This window comes from Brevundimonas sp. M20 (assembly GCF_006547065.1).
GTDB lineage: Bacteria > Pseudomonadota > Alphaproteobacteria > Caulobacterales > Caulobacteraceae > Brevundimonas.
In genome coordinates this window covers 1,530,505-1,546,818 of sequence record NZ_CP041243.1, presented here as the reverse complement: position 1 = coordinate 1,546,818, position 16,314 = coordinate 1,530,505, and the positions used below count along the sequence as shown (strand labels likewise).

The 16,314-nt window shown below is 67.5% G+C and carries 15 protein-coding genes; 3 read left to right on the top strand and 12 right to left on the bottom strand.

Annotation, left to right across the window (positions count from 1 at the left end; genetic code table 11):
- The first annotated feature begins 185 nt into the window (after window positions 1-185).
- Together FKQ52_RS07330 and FKQ52_RS07325 are read left to right on the top strand one after the other, a co-directional pair.
- Window positions 186-1,505, top strand: coding sequence for a diguanylate cyclase domain-containing protein (locus FKQ52_RS07330; RefSeq protein WP_141626576.1), 1,320 nt, complete (start codon window positions 186-188; stop codon window positions 1,503-1,505).
- Complete coding sequence (locus FKQ52_RS07325; protein ID WP_141626575.1) at window positions 1,505-1,900, top strand: lysozyme inhibitor LprI family protein; 396 nt, start codon at window positions 1,505-1,507, stop codon at window positions 1,898-1,900. Before FKQ52_RS07330 ends, FKQ52_RS07325 begins: the two co-directional genes overlap by 1 nt.
- Window positions 1,901-1,909: 9 nt before the next feature.
- Here FKQ52_RS07325 and mfd read toward each other — a convergent pair whose 3' ends face one another.
- The 3 genes from mfd to FKQ52_RS07310 all read right to left on the bottom strand — a co-directional run bounded on the left by mfd (window position 1,910) and on the right by FKQ52_RS07310 (window position 6,483).
- Complete coding sequence (gene mfd / locus FKQ52_RS07320; RefSeq protein WP_240811771.1) at window positions 1,910-5,365, bottom strand: transcription-repair coupling factor; 3,456 nt, start codon at window positions 5,363-5,365, stop codon at window positions 1,910-1,912.
- Window positions 5,366-5,373: 8 nt separating this feature from the next.
- On the bottom strand, window positions 5,374-5,691 hold the full coding sequence (locus FKQ52_RS07315) for a succinate dehydrogenase assembly factor 2 (RefSeq protein WP_141626573.1): 318 nt from the start codon (window positions 5,689-5,691) through the stop codon (window positions 5,374-5,376).
- Between the two features lie 99 nt (window positions 5,692-5,790).
- The gene (locus FKQ52_RS07310; protein WP_205750888.1) at window positions 5,791-6,483 is read right to left on the bottom strand and encodes a hypothetical protein; all 693 of its coding nucleotides are present in this window, start codon (window positions 6,481-6,483) and stop codon (window positions 5,791-5,793) included.
- Window positions 6,484-6,580: 97 nt separating this feature from the next.
- Between FKQ52_RS07310 and recG the strand changes: the two genes are divergently transcribed.
- Window positions 6,581-8,668 (top strand): ATP-dependent DNA helicase RecG, encoded by a 2,088-nt coding sequence (recG, locus tag FKQ52_RS07305; protein ID WP_141626572.1) that lies wholly within the window; start codon window positions 6,581-6,583, stop codon window positions 8,666-8,668.
- 3 nt (window positions 8,669-8,671) lie between these two features.
- Here the strand turns inward: recG and FKQ52_RS07300 are convergent, their stop codons facing one another.
- The 9 genes from FKQ52_RS07300 to FKQ52_RS07260 form a co-directional block, all read right to left on the bottom strand.
- On the bottom strand, window positions 8,672-8,911 hold the full coding sequence (locus tag FKQ52_RS07300) for a DUF2798 domain-containing protein (protein WP_240811770.1): 240 nt from the start codon (window positions 8,909-8,911) through the stop codon (window positions 8,672-8,674).
- Window positions 8,912-8,925: 14 nt separating this feature from the next.
- Window positions 8,926-10,371, bottom strand: coding sequence for an alginate export family protein (locus FKQ52_RS07295; RefSeq protein WP_141626571.1), 1,446 nt, complete (start codon window positions 10,369-10,371; stop codon window positions 8,926-8,928).
- Between the two features lie 57 nt (window positions 10,372-10,428).
- Window positions 10,429-11,058, bottom strand: a complete 630-nt coding sequence (maiA, locus tag FKQ52_RS07290; RefSeq protein WP_141626570.1) for a maleylacetoacetate isomerase — start codon at window positions 11,056-11,058, stop codon at window positions 10,429-10,431.
- 5 nt (window positions 11,059-11,063) lie between these two features.
- Entirely contained in the window at window positions 11,064-12,404 is a 1,341-nt protein-coding gene (locus FKQ52_RS07285) for an MFS transporter (protein WP_141626569.1), read from the bottom strand.
- Window positions 12,405-12,482: 78 nt separating this feature from the next.
- Window positions 12,483-13,181, bottom strand: a complete 699-nt coding sequence (locus FKQ52_RS07280; protein ID WP_141626568.1) for a fumarylacetoacetate hydrolase family protein — start codon at window positions 13,179-13,181, stop codon at window positions 12,483-12,485.
- On the bottom strand, window positions 13,178-14,239 hold the full coding sequence (gtdA, locus tag FKQ52_RS07275) for a gentisate 1,2-dioxygenase (RefSeq protein WP_141626567.1): 1,062 nt from the start codon (window positions 14,237-14,239) through the stop codon (window positions 13,178-13,180). The genes FKQ52_RS07280 and gtdA overlap by 4 nt, the downstream gene beginning before the upstream one ends.
- Window position 14,240: 1 nt before the next feature.
- Window positions 14,241-14,564: a non-heme iron oxygenase ferredoxin subunit gene (locus FKQ52_RS07270; protein ID WP_141626566.1), complete on the bottom strand. Its 324-nt coding sequence runs from the start codon at window positions 14,562-14,564 to the stop codon at window positions 14,241-14,243.
- A complete protein-coding gene (locus FKQ52_RS07265) occupies window positions 14,561-15,070 on the bottom strand; it encodes a nuclear transport factor 2 family protein (protein WP_141626565.1) in 510 nt (169 codons plus the stop codon). The genes FKQ52_RS07270 and FKQ52_RS07265 overlap by 4 nt, the downstream gene beginning before the upstream one ends.
- Entirely contained in the window at window positions 15,067-16,308 is a 1,242-nt protein-coding gene (locus tag FKQ52_RS07260) for an aromatic ring-hydroxylating dioxygenase subunit alpha (protein WP_168196809.1), read from the bottom strand. Before FKQ52_RS07260 ends, FKQ52_RS07265 begins: the two co-directional genes overlap by 4 nt.
- Between the last annotated feature and the right edge of the window lie 6 nt (window positions 16,309-16,314).

Below are 16,314 nucleotides of genomic sequence, written 5' to 3'. Positions count from 1 at the left end.
CTGCAAACCTGTACTCGCGCCACCCAAGGCGAGACGTTTACCGCAATTCGGCCCCATTGGAACCAGCCTCGCCGCCGCTGCGGAAAAACCGCTGATTGGCCCGTTGCTTCCGGACAGGGGTCATCGCTATGGTCCCCCCTCATGAGAGCGCCGCCGGGGCGGGGGCGATCCGGAGAATCCGTCCTTTGGTCCTTGATCCGCGTATTCTGGTCGTCGCGCCCGATGACGACCTGATCGGCCCCCTGTGTCAGGGTCTGGATGCGCTCGGCTGGCGCACGGTGACGGCGCGGTCGCTGGCCGGAGCGGTGCAGGTTCTGATCGACTGGCCGCTGGAGGCGGTGGTCCTCGACGCCCGGCTCGAAAACGCCGACGACGGGGTGCGCGCCATGCGCCAGACCGTCTCCCCTCGCCGCCTGCCGGTTCTGGCCATCGGCGAGATGACCCCGGCCTGGGAGCCGGGACTGGCCGACATCGCCATGACCCAGACCCCGCACGCGGCGCAGGCCGCGCTGCGGCTGGAGCATATGGTCCGCACGGCCATCGCGGAAGAGGAAGTGACCCTGCGGGAGGCCACCTTCACCGCGCGGGGCGAGCCGCTGGCCACGCCGGAGGTCGAGACCGCGCCGCTGCGGGTGCTGGCGGCGGGCAAGCCGGACCGGCATTTCCTGGCCCTGTCCAACGCCCTGACCGCGCTGGATTGCGAGGTCGTGGCCGCGCCGACGCCCTATACAGCCTTCGACTATCTGCATGAACGCCCGTTCGACGCCGCCGTCCTGTGGGGCGCCGAGGATCACGCACCGGCCCTGTCCATCGCCTCAGGCATGAAGCGGAACACCCGGCTCTATCACGTGCCGGCGATCCTCTATCTGCGCGGCGCGGGCGAGATCAATCTGGCCGAACTGTACAATCGCGGCTTCGCGGACGTGGCTGCCGCCGACACGCCGGAAGAGGAAACGGCCCAGCGGATCGTGGCGCTGGCGCGGGCGCACCGTCGCCACGTGGCCATCCGCAGGGCGCTGGAGAGCGCACGCGGATCGGGCCTGACCGATCCCTCGACCGGCCTGTTCACGCCCGAGCTGTTCGCCAGCCATCTGGCCCGCGTTGCGGAGGGGGCGCGCCTGCGCCGTCGGCCGCTCTCAGTGGCCGTGCTGCGGGTGTCGGAGACGGACGCGGTGACCGCCGCGCGCGAGGGCGGCTGGCTGGATCGCGCCCTGCCCCAGATCGGCGCCATGGTCTCGCGCCTGATCCGCACAGAGGATACCGCGGCCCGCCTGTCCGCCGACGTCTTCGCCCTGGCCCTGCCCGCCACCAAGGGCCCGGCCGCCCGGATCGCCGCCGACCGCATCGCCGCCGTCATCAGCTGCACCGCCTTCGACGCCGGCCCCGACCGCGCGCCCTTCGTGGTCGAGTTCGAGGTCGGGGTGGCGGAGGTCATGCCGGGCGAGTCGCCGGCTGTCGTTCTGGAACGCGCCTCGGCGGACGTGGGCGCGTCGGAGAAGCGCTGATGCCGGTTCTGGCGAGCCTGCTGTTCGGCGCGGCCCTGATGCAGGAGAAATCCAATCTCAGCGCCGCCTACGACGCCTGCCTCGCCCGCGCGCGAGGCATCACGGTGGAGGTTCGGGCGTGTACATCGCAGGAGCACCGGCGTCAGGACAGCCGGCTCAATGCGACCTATCGCGAGCTGATGCGACGCCTGCCGGAATCGCGGCGTGCAGGCCTCCGCGACGCCCAGCGCGCCTGGATCGCTTTCCGGGAAGCCGAATGCGACTACCGCGGGGAACAGCAGGGCGGTGGCACCCTCCAGGCCGTGATCATCGACAGCTGCTGGCTCAGCTTCACCGCCGAGCGCGCCGACCAGTTGCAGCACGCTCTGGAGTTCGAGCGCGAATACGGGGATTGACCCCCGTCGTCACGCCGCTCCCGCCACCCGCGCCAGATCGGCGGTGATGCGTTCGGCGACCTTCAGGCGGTCCTCCGGCGTATCCCAGTCGCCCTTCACGACGATCTTCTGATCGGGGCGGATCTTCCAGAAGGCGTGGTTCTTCTGGATCAGGCCGACCAGCCCCATCGGGTTCGGGAAGGTATTGTCGCGCAGGGTCAGCACCGCGCCCTTGGGTCCGACGTCAATGCGTTCGACGTGAGCCGTCTTGCAGTTGGCCTTGATGCCGACGATGCGCAGAAGCTGTTTCGCTTCATCGGGCAGAGGACCGAAGCGGTCGATCAGTTCGGCAGCCAGAGCCTCGCGACTTTCGGTGTTCTCGGCGTCCGACAGGCGGCGGTACAGGCTCAGACGAACGTTCAGGTCCGGGACATAATCCTCTGGAATCAAAACAGCCGCGCCGACATTGATGGCCGGAGACCAGCCGCGATCAACCACGCCGCCTTCGCCCGCCTGACGCAGCTCGGCGACCGCGTCCTCGAGCATCTGTTGATACAGTTCGACGCCCACCTCGCGGATGTGGCCGGACTGTTCGTCGCCCAGCAGATTGCCGCCGCCGCGCTGGTCCAGGTCGTGGCTGGCCAGCTGGAAGCCGGCGCCGAGGTTGTCCAGCGACTGCAGCACCTGCAGACGGCGCTCGGACGACAGCGACAGGGGTTTGGTCGCGTCCGTGGTCAGATAGGCGAAGGCGCGCGCCTTGGCCCGGCCGATGCGGCCTCTGATCTGGTGCAGTTGCGCCAGACCGAACATGTCCGCCCTATGCACAATCAGGGTGTTAGCCGTCGGAACATCAAGTCCGGACTCAACAATGGTCGTGGACAGCAGCAGGTCGTAGCTGCCGTCGTAGAAGGCGCTCATCACGTCTTCCAGCTGGGTCGGCGTCATCTGGCCGTGACCGACCACGAACTTGATCTCGGGCACCTGCTCGCGCAGGAATTTCTCGATATCCGGCAGGTCGTTGAGGCGCGGCACCACGTAATAGGCCTGCCCGCCGCGATACTTCTCGCGCAGCAGGGCTTCGCGAACCAGCACCGGGTCCCACGGAGTGACGTAGGTGCGGACGGCCAGACGATCCACCGGCGGGGTGGCGATGATCGACATCTCGCGGATGCCGGACAGGGCCATCTGGAGCGTGCGCGGGATCGGGGTCGCGGTCAGGGTCAGCAGGTGCACGTCGGCGCGAAGCGACTTGAGCTTCTCCTTGTGCTTGACCCCGAAGTGCTGCTCCTCGTCGACGATGACGAGGCCCAGGTCCTTGAAGCCGACCTGCTCGCTCAGCACCGCATGGGTGCCGACGACGATCTCGAACGAGCCGTCCTTCAAACCCGCGCGCGTCTCGGCCGCGTCCTTGGCCGTGACCATGCGCGACAGGTGGCGGACCTTGATCGGCCAGCCCGCGAACCGCTCTGAGAAGGTCTTGAAGTGCTGGCGCGCCAGCAGGGTCGTGGGGCAGACCACGGCCACCTGCTGCCCGCTCATGGCCACGACAAAGGCGGCGCGCAGGGCCACCTCGGTCTTGCCGAAGCCGACATCGCCGCAGATCAGGCGATCCATCGGCGTGCCCTTGCCCAGATCCTCCAGCACGTCGCCGATGGCGTTGAGCTGGTCGTCCGTCTCCTCATACGGGAAGCGGGCGCAGAACTCATCGAACAGCCCCTGCGGCGGGGTGATGGCGTCCGAGGTGCGCAGCGAGCGCTTGGCGGCCAACGCGATCAGGCCCTCGGCCATGTCGCGCAGACGCTGTTTGGCCTTGGCCTTGCGCGCCTGCCAGCCCGCGCCGCCCAGCCGATCCAGTTGCGCCCCGTCAGTATCGGAGCCGTAGCGGGTCAGCAGGTCGATGTTCTCGACCGGCAGGTAGAGCTTGCTCTCGCCCGCGTACATCAGCTCCAGACAGTCGTGCGGGGCATCCTGGATTTCGAGCGTCTTCAGCCCGTCATAACGGCCGATGCCGTGATCCAGGTGGACGACCAGATCGCCCGCGGTCAGGGCGGACGCCTCGGCGAGGAAGTTCGACGCCCGGCGCTTCTTGCGCGGTCGCGCCAGACGGTCGCCGAGGATGTCGGTCTCGGAGATGACCGCCAGAGCCTCGGTCTCGAAGCCATGCTCGACCGGCAGAACGCCGCGCAGGAACAGGCCGTCGGGCGCCTTCTGAACATCGGCCCAGTCGCGCACGGCGACCACATGCTCCAGCCCGTGATCGGACAGCATGGCCGCCAGACGTTCGGAAGAACCCTCGGTCCATGAGGCGAACAGGACGCGCTTGCCCGCCGCCTTCAGGCTCTGGGCGTGTCTGGCCACAGCCTCGAACAGATTGACGCTGTCCTGCGACCGCTCGGCGGTGAAGGCGCGGCCCAGACGACCGCCCGCATCCTCGCCACCGACCTGGTCGTTGGCCGCGAAGGGCGACAGCCGACGCACGGCGCGGCCCGCAAGCGCCGAGTTCCAGTCCGCTTCCGGCAGATAGAGTCGTTCGGGCGGCAGGGCGCGGTTGGCGGCCCCGGTCTTGGTCCGGGAGGCATCGCGACGGGCTTCGTAAGCGTCGGCGGTCAGGGTCCAGCGCTCGGCGCGCGCGGCCTCCGCCTGATTGTCGAGGAAGACCGGCGCCTGATCCGGCAGATAGTCGAACAGGGTCTCCAGCCGGTCGTAGAGCAGCGGCAGCCAGTGCTCCATGCCCTGACGGCGCGCGCCCTCGCTGACGGCGGCGTACAGCGGATCATCGCCGCCGGCGCCGAACAGGTTCAGATAGCCGGTCCGGAAACGGGAAATACCCTCGGGCGTCAGCAGCGCCTCGGACACCGGGGCCAGCGAAATGGAGCGCATCTGGCCGGTGGAGCGCTGGGTCGCGGGATCGAAGGTGCGGATCGTCTCCAGCTCGGACCCGAACATGTCCAGACGCACCGGCTCCTCGAAGCCCGGCGGGAAGACGTCGATGACGCCGCCGCGCACGGCGAACTCGCCCCGCTCCGACACGGTCGAGGCCCGCACATAGCCGTTCGCCCCGAAATAGCGTTCCAGCGCCGTCGTATCGAGGTCGAGGCCGACCGTGGTTTCGAAGCCGGCGGCCGTGGTCACCTCACGCGGGGGCGTGCGCTGGGTGGCGGCGGCGACCGTCGTGACGACCAGCAGAGGGTGACTGTCATCCACGGCGCGCCCGGCCAGTCTGGTCAGGGCCGCCATCCGCTCGGCCGACACCGAGGCGGTGGGGCTCAGGCGGTCATAGGGCAGACAATCCCAGGCCGGAAACTCAAGAACTTCAATATCGTTCGCGAAGAACCGGAACGCCTGGGCGAACTCACCCATGCGGGCGTAGTCGCGGGCGACAAAGACGCCAATGCCGCCGACAGCGCGCAGGCGGTCCGCCACAGTCAGGGCGTCGAGACCTTCCGGGGCGCCGCCCAGTTCCAGATCGCCGCGCGTCGGGGTCATCACATCCATCAACCGGCGCCCTTCGCGACTTCAGCGGCGACATGCGCGGCCATGAAGGCGCGGATCTTCGTCATCAGGCTGCCGTCGTATTTCTCGGGGGTCGGCGCGGTCTGGATGATCCAGGCGTAAAGGGCGTGATCGTCGTCCTCCAGCAGCAGGTCTTCGAACAGATCCAGCTCCTCGGGCGTCAGTGTCGGCGCGACCTGATCAGCGAACGGCCCGAGCACCAGATCGGCTTCGCGGAAGCCACGACGCCATGCGCGGAAGGCGATCCGGCCCAGCCGTTGTTCACGGGTTTCAGTCGGACGCGCGTTCGTATCGGCCACAAGAATCCTTGCCCGGTCAGCTAGGTGAAAACAGTCGGGGTGCAGATAGCGTTCCTGCCCCCCGACCGCCAGCGGATCAGCTCAGATTGCTGCCAAAAGTCAGGCGGGCCAGATGGCCTTGAGCTTGTCAGTCAGGGCGATGCGTTCCGCCAGTCCATTGCTTCCGCCGTTGATCAGCTTCGTCACGGCCTTCACGTCATCCTTCGCGGCCGGGACATTGATCTTGCGGCTTTTCCAGAACTCGATCGCCGCCCGCATCGACCCTGCCGGCGTCAGCAGGAGGTCGGGATTAAGCTCGTAGGCCGCGCCGAGCGCCGCGTAATTGGCCCGCCCGGTCAGCTGGATCATTCCACGACCGCGATATTTGTAGCCGTCGCCGGGCTCCACATTGCCCAGGTTCTTCTTGCCCCATTCACCGCCGTAGACCGTATTTCCGATGGCTTCCTTGTCGGCCCGCTGCGTGCCCGTTCGGCCGATCTTCCGGGCCTGCGCCGCGGTGATCCGCCCGGGGAAGGTCTTCACCAGCCCGTCGATCGAATAGTTCAGGTTCTCCTCGCGCGGTCGGAACCCGCTCTCATGCGAAATCTGGGCGAAGAAGTGGATGAAGTGCAGGCGGTCCACCAGCACGCCACGGGCGTCGAGCGCGATCAGACCACCCGTCCCGTCGGGCGCGACGCCGCCGGAGACATACTCCGCCAGCCCCTGAAAAGTCCGCGCCCCAAGCTTGCCGTCCACGATGCCGACATCGTAGCCCCTGTCCGTGAGATTCTGCTGTAGCTTCGCTATCGACATGGATGCCCCCATTCCTGCTGAACGCCCTCAATCTCAACTCTGAATAACATCGTTCGCAACTCTTGCGCGTCACAAAGAATGACCTCCGACTGAATTCATGCGGCCGCCGATCCTCTTTCCCCTGTTCGCCGACGTCTCGACCCTGAAGGGTGTCGGACCGAAGGCGCTGCCGCTGGTGCAGAAGCTGGCGGGGCCGCTGGTGCGGGACGTGCTGTTCCTGTCGCCGTCTGGCGTGGTCGTGCGTCGCCCGATGACGGCCGTGAACGCGGTCGAGGGACAGGTCGGTATTTTCGAGGTGATGATCGACCGGCTGATCCTGCCCGGAAAGCCCGGCGTGCCGATCAAGGTGCGGGCCTCGGACCAGACCGGCTTCGTGCACCTGATCTGGTTCGGGGGATCAGGCCAGCACATCGACCGCCTGTTGCCCCGCGGCGAAACGCGATTGGTCTCGGGCAAGGTCGAGCGGTTCAACAACGAGGTCCAGATCGTCCATCCGGATGTGTTCAAACCCAGCGAGGCCGATGAGATCGCGGCGGTGGAGCCGGTCTACCCGGCGACGCAGGGCCTGACCTCGCGCACCATTCGCAAGCTGGCGCAGCAGGCGCTGGCTCTCGCGCCGGAGCTCCCGGAGTGGCAGGACCCGGCCTGGCTGGCGAAGCAGCAGTGGGCCAGCTGGCGCGAGGCCATCGCCGCCTTGCATACCCCGACCGGCGAGCGCGATCTGGAGCCGGACGCGCCCGCGCGCGAGCGGCTGGCCTATGACGAACTGTTCGCCCACCAACTGGCGCTGGCCCGGCGGCGACGGGCGCGGCTGATCACGCCCGCCCCGGTGATCCGTCCGGGCGAGGCATCGGATCGCCTGCTGACCGCCCTGCCCTTCACCCTGACCGGCGCGCAGCAGAGGGCCGTCGAGGACATCCGCCATGACCTCGCGTCGGGCGAGCAGATGGGCCGACTGCTCCAGGGCGACGTCGGCTCGGGCAAGACGGCGGTTGCGGCGCTGGCGCTGGCCGATGCGGCGGCCTCGGGCTTCCAGGCGGCCCTGATGGCCCCGACTGAAATCCTGGCGCGACAGCACTATCAACGGCTGGCCCCGATGCTCGAGGCGGCGGGGGTCCCGACCGTGCTGCTGACCGGGCGTGACAGTCAGGCCGAGCGGCGGCCGAAACTGGCGGCGCTGGCGGATGGTCAGGCCAAGGTGGCCATCGGCACCCATGCCCTGTTCCAGGACGCGGTCCGCTTTGACCGCTTGGGGCTGGCGGTGATCGACGAGCAGCACCGGTTCGGGGTGAACGAGCGCGCGCGACTGCAGGCCAAGGGCGACCCGCGCACGGGCGGAGTTCACCTGCTGACCATGTCGGCGACGCCGATCCCGCGCACGCTGGAGCTGACCCAGTACGGCGAACTGGATGTGTCGCGCCTGACGGAGAAACCGCCGGGCCGGACGCCCGTGACGACGGCCGTGCTGCCGCTGGCGCGCATCGGCGAGGTGGCCCGGCGGCTGAAGGCGGCGCTGGACGACGGGGCGCAGGCCTACTGGATCTGCCCGCTGGTCGCCGAGAGCGAGGCCAGCGATCTCGCCGCCGCCGAGGCACGGGCGGCGGACCTGCGCCGCATCCTGCAGGTCGAGGTCGGATTGGCGCACGGCCAGATGCCCGGGCCGGAACGCGAGGCCGTCATGGCCGACTTCGCGGACGGTCGCACGCCCCTGCTGGTCGCCACCACGGTGGTCGAGGTCGGGGTCGATGTGCCCAACGCCTCGATCATGGTCATTGAGCACGCGGACCGTTTCGGCCTGGCGCAGTTGCACCAGCTTCGCGGACGGGTCGGACGTGGCGCAAAGGCCTCGACCTGCCTGCTGCTCTATGGCGGCGGAGATGACGGGTTGGGCGAGACGGCGAAGACCCGGCTGGAGACCCTGCGGCGCACCGAGGACGGGTTCGAGATCGCCGAGGAAGACTTCCGCCTGCGCGGCGGCGGCGATCCGCTGGGGCTGAAGCAGAGCGGTTTCCCCGCCTATCGTTTCGCCGACCCGATCCGCCACAGGGGACTGATGCTGGCGGCGGCGGATGACGCGCGGCTGGTTCTGGGTCGCGATCCGGACCTGCTGTCGCCGCGGGGCGAAGCGGTGAAGGTTCTGGAAGCGCTGTTCGACTGGCGCAACGACAGGTTTGCGCTCGACTAGGTCCTATCCGGAACAGAGGCGGGTGGTGAGCCGACGCACGAACGGCAGGATCAGCAGAAGCGTCGGGAAGGCCGCCAGCCAGGACAACCCCCAGGCGGACAGCCAGACCCGCAGGAAGGCGTCGGTCAGGCCGACGCCCCTGAGGGTGGAGACGCCGGACACCACCATCGTCATGACGATGGACAGCAGCAGCGCCATCACCAGAGGAGCGAAGCGGGCCGGCAAACGGGGAGGCGTGCTCACCGGCCTGCTCCGGATCAGAACTTAACGCCCACGATCAGGCCCGCGTAGGACTGATCATCAGCGTCGCTCTGCTTCAGGAAGTCACCGGCCTTGGTGTAGTTGAGCACGCCGGTCACGGTGACGAACGGATTGACCTGGTAGGTCGTGAAACCGGCATAGCGCCAGCCGACGTAGGCGGAGTCGCCCTCGGCCCCGCTGCGCAGCAGTTGGCCCGACAGCAGATAGACACCGTCCTCCTTGCTCTGACGCCACAGACCGGCGGTGAGCAGACCCACGGTCGTCTTCGGCAGCGGGCGGAAGGTCACCTGCGGCTGGATCGACACCAGGTTGGACACGCCCAGATCGGTGCGCAGCGAAATCGGCGGCACGTAGAGCTGGTTGTAGGTGTTCAGCTTGCCGTCGGTGCGGTCTTCATCGCCCGAGGCTGCGTCGAAGCGCACGGCGACGCGCGGCGCCCAGGCATGGTTGAAGGTGCGCCCGACCGTGCCGGACAGATACCAAGCCTCGATATCCAGTCCACGGAAGTCACCGGTCTGGATCACCGCCTCGACGTCGTAGTCCCAGGGCGCGACGCGACCATCGAGCCGCAGCGAGAGGGTGTCACGGTCGTCGCGACCGGCCAGACCCGTGTCGAAGGCGACGCCGATCCGGTCGGTGTTGGCGTACAGGACCTCCAGCTTCGGCGCGGTGGCGCCCGAACCCAGACGGCGCGACGCCGTGCCGCCGTAGATGCGGTAGTCGTAGTTGGTCGCGTCGTCGAACGAGGCCTTGCTCTCGCGGATCGCATAGCCGGCGAAGACGCCGCCCGACCAGCCGTTCGGGTTGTCGTAGATCACGCGCGCCATATCGAAAGCCGTGCGGGCGTTGGCGCCTTCACGCGGTTCGAAGATGCGGAAGGCGCCGACGCCGAACTCCTGACGTCCGACACGAACACGCAGGGCGCCCTGCCCCAGCGAATGCTTCGTCTCGAGGAAGGCCTGATGGACGTCCGCGCGGCTTTCCTCGGTGAAGGGTTCGCCGCTGTCGAGGCCGTGGCTGCGGGCGTCCTGGATATCGACAAAAGCGCGCAGATTGGGCGTCAGGCGCCAGTCGGCCCACAGGCGCAGACGTTGTTGCAGATCGCCGTCGTCGTCCTGGAGACCCCGACCGAAACGTTCATTGCCACGATACTCGGCGCGCCAGCGGGCTTCACCGCCGAGGCTGAGCCAGGTCGAACCGACCGGAATGGCCTTCATCTGCGCCCAGTTGGAGGCGTCTTCTCCGAGGTTACGGTAGGCGGTCCAGTCCTCGTCGTGATTGATCGGGCGGAACGCCGGCGCCGGGCGCGCGGCCGGAGCCGCGGCGGGAGCAGCCTGCACCGCAGCCGGGGCGGTGACGATCGGCGCATCGGCGGCAGGAGCGGCCTCAGGCGATGAGGCGGCAAGGATCATGGCGGCGGCGGCCGCAGTGTTGAGCAGCATAGGTTTCCCCTCTGGAGCTGGCCCGGTTGGCTCCGGGCGCGTTGCCTTGATGGATGGTTATTCGGCGTCGGGCTGGGCGCCCGGCGCAGCGGATCTGAAGGCGTCGAGTTCAAGGCAGGCGGCCTCGATCTCGAGCAGGCGCGGCCAGCGCAGGTCCACGCTGAACCGGCGGGCGTTGCCCAGTTGAGGCACGATGACGATGTCGGCGAGCGTCGGAGCGGAGCCGAAGGCGAAGGGGCCCGGGCTGTCGACCAGAAGGCGGTCGACGGCGTCCAGCCCCTGCTCGATCACCGCTGCGGCCCAGGATTGGACCGCCTCCTCCGCCAGACCCAGATCGCGAAGGTTCTGAAGGACCTTCAGGTTCTGGACCGGATGGATGTCGCAGGCGATCACCTGGGCCACGGCGCGGACGCGGGCCCGCTCCAGCGGATCGGCGGGCAGCAGGGCGGTCTCCGGGTGAAGCTCGTCCAGATACTCGCAGATCGCCAGCGACTGCGTCAGGACCGCGCCGTCGTCGGTGATCAGGGCCGGAACCAGCCCCTGGGGGTTGATCGCCAGATACTCCGGCGCCCGTTGCTCGCCCTTGCGCAGGTGGTGGAAGACCTGCTCCGCGACGAGCCCCTTGAGGTTCAGGGCGATCCGCACGCGCCACGACGCAGTGGAACGGAAGTAGCCGTGCAGGATCATGGACGTCAGGCTCCGGGCGCGTTGCGGCGCACGGCGCCGAGGGTGAAGACCGCGATCGAAGCGATCACAGCGGGTACGACAGCCAGCAGGATCAGCGACTGCGGCGACCACTCGCGGGCCAGCAGCATGCCGCCCACCAGCGGGCCGACGATGGCGCCGATGCGGCCGACGCCCAGCGCCCAGCCCACGCCCGTGGCGCGGATGGCGGTCGGATAGACCGAGGCGGTCAGGGCGTTGCAGCCGATCTGCGCGCCGACGACGCCGAAGCCGGACAGGGCCGCGCCGACCAGCAGGACGGTCAGGTTGGTTCCGCCGAAGGCCAGCAGGGCGATGAAAGCGGCCGAGGCGGCGTAGGCCGTGCCCAGCACCAGATAGGGGCTGATCTTGTCGATCATCCGGCCCAGGGCGACGGCGCCGACGACCCCGCCGAGGTTCAGGGTAGCGGTCGACAGGATGGCCAGCGACAGCGGCAGACCGGCGCCCTTCAGCAGGGTCGGCAGCCAGTTCACCAGGAAGTACATGACCAGCAGGTTCATGAAGAAGGCGACCCACAGCAGCAGGGTCGTGGGCGTGCGGCCTTCACGGAACAGCTGGAAGACCGAGAAGCCCTTGGCGGCCGACGACTGTTCGTCCTTCAGGCCGGCGATGAACTCGCTGACCGAGGCGTTGGCGTCGATCTTGGCCACGATGGGGGCGATCTTCGATTCCGGCGCGCCCTTGGCGACGAGGAAGCGAACGGACTCCGGCAGCATGAACCACAGGACCGGCAGCAGCAGCAGCGGAAGGACGCCGCCGACGACGAAGACCGAGTGCCAGTCGAACTCGGCGATCAGCCAGGTCGAGACCAGGCCGCCGATGGTGGAGCCCAGCGGGAAGCCGCAGAACATGACGGTGACGAGCGTGGCGCGCAGCCGGGCCGGGCCGTACTCGCTGGTCAGGGCGATGATGTTCGGCATGGCCGCGCCCAGACCGATCCCCGTGATGAAACGGTAGATCAGCAGTTCGTGCATGGAGGTCGAGAAGGCCGTCAGCAGGGCGAACAGACCGAATATGGCGGTCGAGATCAGGATGACGGTCTTGCGGCCGAACCGGTCAGCCGCAGGGCTGAGGGTGAAGGCGCCGACCGTAAGGCCCAGCAGGCCGATGGCGAAGATCGGACCAAACTCGGAAGGCTTCAGCCCCCAGTCCTCGGCGATCTTGGGCGCGACAAAGGCGATCGACTGGGTGTCGAATCCGTCGAGCATCGCGATGATGAAGCACAGCGCCGTGACGCCGAACTGGAGCGGGCCGAATTTCGCCCGGTCGATGACGGTGTTGCCGCCGCCGGTTCCGGAAATGGTAGCCATTGTTGTTCCTCCCCTGCGGGACGCGCGGATCTTCCCTGCCCGCTTCATCCCCGATGATGATGTTGATGGTGGTCCCGATCAGGCCGCTTTCGGCCCAACCTTGATTTCAAGCGGCGTCAGTCCGTCGATGGTGACGACGATGTCGTCGCCTTCGACCACGGCGCCCACGCCCGCGGGGGTGCCGGTGTAGATCAGGTCGCCGGGCTCCAGCTTCCACAGACGCGAAGCGAAGGCGACAATGTCATCGACCGGCCAGATCAGCTCGGCCAGATCGGCGTCCTGTCTGGTCTCGCCGTTAACGGTCAGCTTGATCGCGCCCTTGGCCGGATCGAAATCGCCCTCGCCCGCCTTGTGGATCAGGCCCAGGGGCGAGGATTGCTCGACGTTCTTGCCGGTATCCCACGGACGGCCCTGCGCGCGGGCGTCGAGCTGCAGGTCGCGGCGGGTCATGTCCAGACCGGTGGCGTAACCCCAGACGTGGTCCTTCGCGTTCTCGACGGCGATGTTCCGACCGCCCTTGCCGACGGCGACCACAAGTTCGGCCTCGTAATGGAAATTCCCGGTCTCGGTCGGATAGGCGATCACCGTACCAGACGGCACGACGGTCTCGGCCCAGGCGGTGAAGAAGAACGGCGGTTCACGGTCCGGGTCGCGCCCCATCTCGCGGGCATGGGCGGCGTAGTTGCGACCGACGCAGATCACGCGGCGAACCGGGAAATCGTCTCCGGTCGTGGTCGCGGCCAGCACAGGCGCCGGGGTGTCGAACAGCAGGCTCATGCGTTTTCTTCTCTGTAGAGGTTCAGTTTTTCCTGACAGGCCTTGTCCGAGTAACCGAACAGAACCAGTTGGTCGGTCGCCTTGAAGACGACCTGTTTCCACGAGGGGACGACCAGGATTTCGCGGGGGTTCAGGGCGATGGTCTCGCCCTCGACGACGGCTTCGCCGGTTCCCTCGACGACAACGAAGATAGTGCCGTCAGTGGAGCGGCGCGGCCGGGTCTCGAAGCCCGCCGGCATCAGGCGGACGTGAGCCGAGATGGTGGCCATGATCGAGCCGCCGTTGACCGGATTCAGGAACTCGAGCGCGTGGCCCAGATGCGGGTCGATCTCGGCGCCGCTGCCAGCCAGACCGTCCAGCGCCGGACGCCAGTCGGTGTAGGGATAGTGGAACAGGGGCTGGTGGGCCGGACGGCGATCCGCCGTATGCCCCTTCAGCGGCCGCATGTTGCGGCCGTAGCGATTGATGCTGTCGCCGGGCGGGACCTGTTCAGGCAACTGATCCTCGGGATAGCCCTCGGCGAAGCTGGCGTCGAAGTGGCGCACGGTCGGGATGTCGAGACCGTCCAGCCAAATCATCGGCTTGTCCGTAGGATTGCCGTGATCGTGCCACTGGCCGCCCGGGGTCAGCACCAGATCGAACGGACGCATCACGGCCTTTTCGCCATCGACCGAGGTGTAGGCGTTCTCACCCTCGATGACGAAGCGAAGGGCGCACTGGGTGTGTTTGTGCGCCGGAGCCACCTCGCCCGGCAGGATCAATTGCAGGCCAGCGTACAGGCTGGGCGTGATGCCCGAGTGGCCCGGCAGGCCCGGGTTCTCGAGGATCAGCACCCGGCGCTCGGCCTGTCTGGCGCTGATCAGGTCGCCGGCGCGCATCAGGTATTCGCGGGCGTTGTCATACGACCATTTGTGCACCTTGGCCGGGCTGTCCGGCTTGGGCAGCACGAGGGCAGCCAGCTTCTCCCACAGCGGATAGAGGCCTTCCGGCTCCATCTGCTCGTAAAGGGCGTTCAGTTGGGCTTGCTGGTCGTTCTTCAGCGGTTCGGCATTGTGCATGTCAGCTCTCCACGCCGACGTGAAGCAGGCCGTCTTCCAGCTTCACCGGGAAGGTCTTCACAGCGATGCTGCAAGGCGCGCCGACAGCCGCGCCGGTCTTCACGTTGAACGTGCCCTGATGCAGCGGGCATTCGATCAGGTCGCCGTCCAGATAGCCGTCGGCCAGGCTGGCGGCGCCGTGGGTGCACAGGTCGGCGGTGGCGTAATATTCGCCGTCCACCGCATAGAGCGCGATCTTCAGGCCGCCGACGACGGCCTGGGCCACGCCGTATTGCTCAAGATCCGAAGGGGGCAGCGTCGGCTGCCAGGTCAGGGTGGCGATCATGCGGGGTACACGAGACTGTTGGGGATCATTTCGGAATCGAAGACCACGATCCGCTCGACGAACCGGAGGCGGCCCTCATCCACCACCACCTTGTCGTGGCAGACGGCGGACAGGACGATGTCGGAGGTCTTGTCGATCAGGGTCTGGACCAGCAGCAGATTGTGCCGGACCTGAACGTAAGGCTTCGCATCGGGGCCCTCCCCTTCAGCCACGATGCGCGGCGCGGTCGGGAAGCGGCGGTAGTAGCGCGGGGCGTACATCTGGGTCCGCGTCAGGCCGGTGACCCGGTCCTTCAGCATCCCCCGGCTCTCGGCCTGCATGGTGCACAGCGTGTAGCCCGCCTCATAATTCTCGCGCGGGATCACCCGATAGAGGCAGTCCTCGGTGAAGAAGTCCGGCCAATCGTGCAGGCGGACGTCATCCAGGGTGGCGTAATAGTCGTCGAACAGGTCGCGGATCGCATCACGCGTGATCGCGGCGGGACGGGTCAGGGTCTCGGCGCTCACAGGCCCATCACCTTGCGCCAGTAGCGATACATGCCGCGCACGGCGGTTTCGGTGACCTGGTGATCGGTCGGCGCGATCTCGCGGCCGCCCATCTGCAGGATGAAGTGCTCGTCCGGCGAACCGCAGGCGCCCTGCTGGGTCATCTCGAGAACCTCGCCGTCATCGGCCGAGACGAAGCCGGCGGGGCCGAACAGATTGGCCTGACGCGTGCGGCGCAGGCGCATCTCCGGCGTGTCGTCGGCGTAGCACCAGTGGGTCCAGTGGAAGTCGAATCCGCCGACGCCCTTGGGGACGATCTGACGGGTGGTCAGGCTGTTCACCTGCTGCTGCAGTATCACGCTGGGGAAGATGGTGATCATCCCGACGGTCTCTTCCCCGGGGAACTCCTGCACCACGTCCATGACGCGCGGGTCTTCCAGCACCAGATCACCCTGGAAGTTGCGGATATCGGCCATGGCCTCGGTTTTTTCCTGCTCGCCCTTGCGCGAGATCAGGATGCCGTGACGGCCCTCGTCATCGATATCGACGGCGGACTTCTGGTCGGCGCGGAACAGGCCAAAGGTGGCGAAGAACACGTGCAGCAGGCCCGCGTGATACGGGTCCTTGATGTTCTCCTGCATCTGCTTCCAGTTGGCCGGAATGTGCTGACGGTTGTAGCCCAGCACCTCCAGCTTCCGGCCGTCATAGACGCGGGTGTAATGCTTCCAGAACTTCTCGCCGAGGTACTCCCGGAAGGCCGGGGTTTCGTCCGAGAAGGTCGCCCAGACAACGCCGTTGACCTCTTCGACGCGCAGCCTGTTCAGCCCATTCTGCGACAGGTCGAAGTCGGCGGGCATACCGCCCTGACGCTTCACGCCACGACGGAACGGCACGCCCTGCAGGTCGCCGTTCAGGGCGTAGGACCACTGGTGATACGGGCAGATCAGTTCCTGCGAATGGCCGAAGCGGGCCTGGCAGAACTTCACGCCCTTGTGGGCGCAGCGGTTCTCGACGACCGAGATCTCGCCCTCGGCTGACCGGACCATGACCACCGGCTTTTCGCCCAGCGTGGTCGTCTTCCAGTCGCCGACGTTCGGCAGCTCGCACTCCAGACCCACGTACAGCCAGTGTGGCCCGTACCAGATCTTCCGGAGCTCCTCGGCGTAGGTTTCGGGGTCCGTATAGACCCAGTAGGGCACCGCGGCGTCGGCGTCGGCCGGCCACACCCTGCCCTCAGGCGGACGAACGGAAATGTTCAAGATCAC

Excerpts from the sequence above, each read along its gene's own strand:
- FKQ52_RS07325 (WP_141626575.1), top strand. The coding sequence starts at position 1,505 with ATGCCGGTTCTGGCGAGCCTGCTGTTCGGCGCGGCCCTGATGCAGGAG.
- mfd (WP_240811771.1), bottom strand. The coding sequence starts at position 5,365 with ATGACCCCGACGCGCGGCGATCTGGAACTGGGCGGCGCCCCGGAAGGT.
- FKQ52_RS07310 (WP_205750888.1), bottom strand. The coding sequence starts at position 6,483 with ATGTCGATAGCGAAGCTACAGCAGAATCTCACGGACAGGGGCTACGAT.
- recG (WP_141626572.1), top strand. The coding sequence starts at position 6,581 with ATGCGGCCGCCGATCCTCTTTCCCCTGTTCGCCGACGTCTCGACCCTG.
- FKQ52_RS07295 (WP_141626571.1), bottom strand. The coding sequence starts at position 10,371 with ATGCTGCTCAACACTGCGGCCGCCGCCGCCATGATCCTTGCCGCCTCA.
- maiA (WP_141626570.1), bottom strand. The coding sequence starts at position 11,058 with ATGATCCTGCACGGCTACTTCCGTTCCACTGCGTCGTGGCGCGTGCGG.
- FKQ52_RS07285 (WP_141626569.1), bottom strand. The coding sequence starts at position 12,404 with ATGGCTACCATTTCCGGAACCGGCGGCGGCAACACCGTCATCGACCGG.
- FKQ52_RS07280 (WP_141626568.1), bottom strand. The coding sequence starts at position 13,181 with ATGAGCCTGCTGTTCGACACCCCGGCGCCTGTGCTGGCCGCGACCACG.
- gtdA (WP_141626567.1), bottom strand. The coding sequence starts at position 14,239 with ATGCACAATGCCGAACCGCTGAAGAACGACCAGCAAGCCCAACTGAAC.
- FKQ52_RS07270 (WP_141626566.1), bottom strand. The coding sequence starts at position 14,564 with ATGATCGCCACCCTGACCTGGCAGCCGACGCTGCCCCCTTCGGATCTT.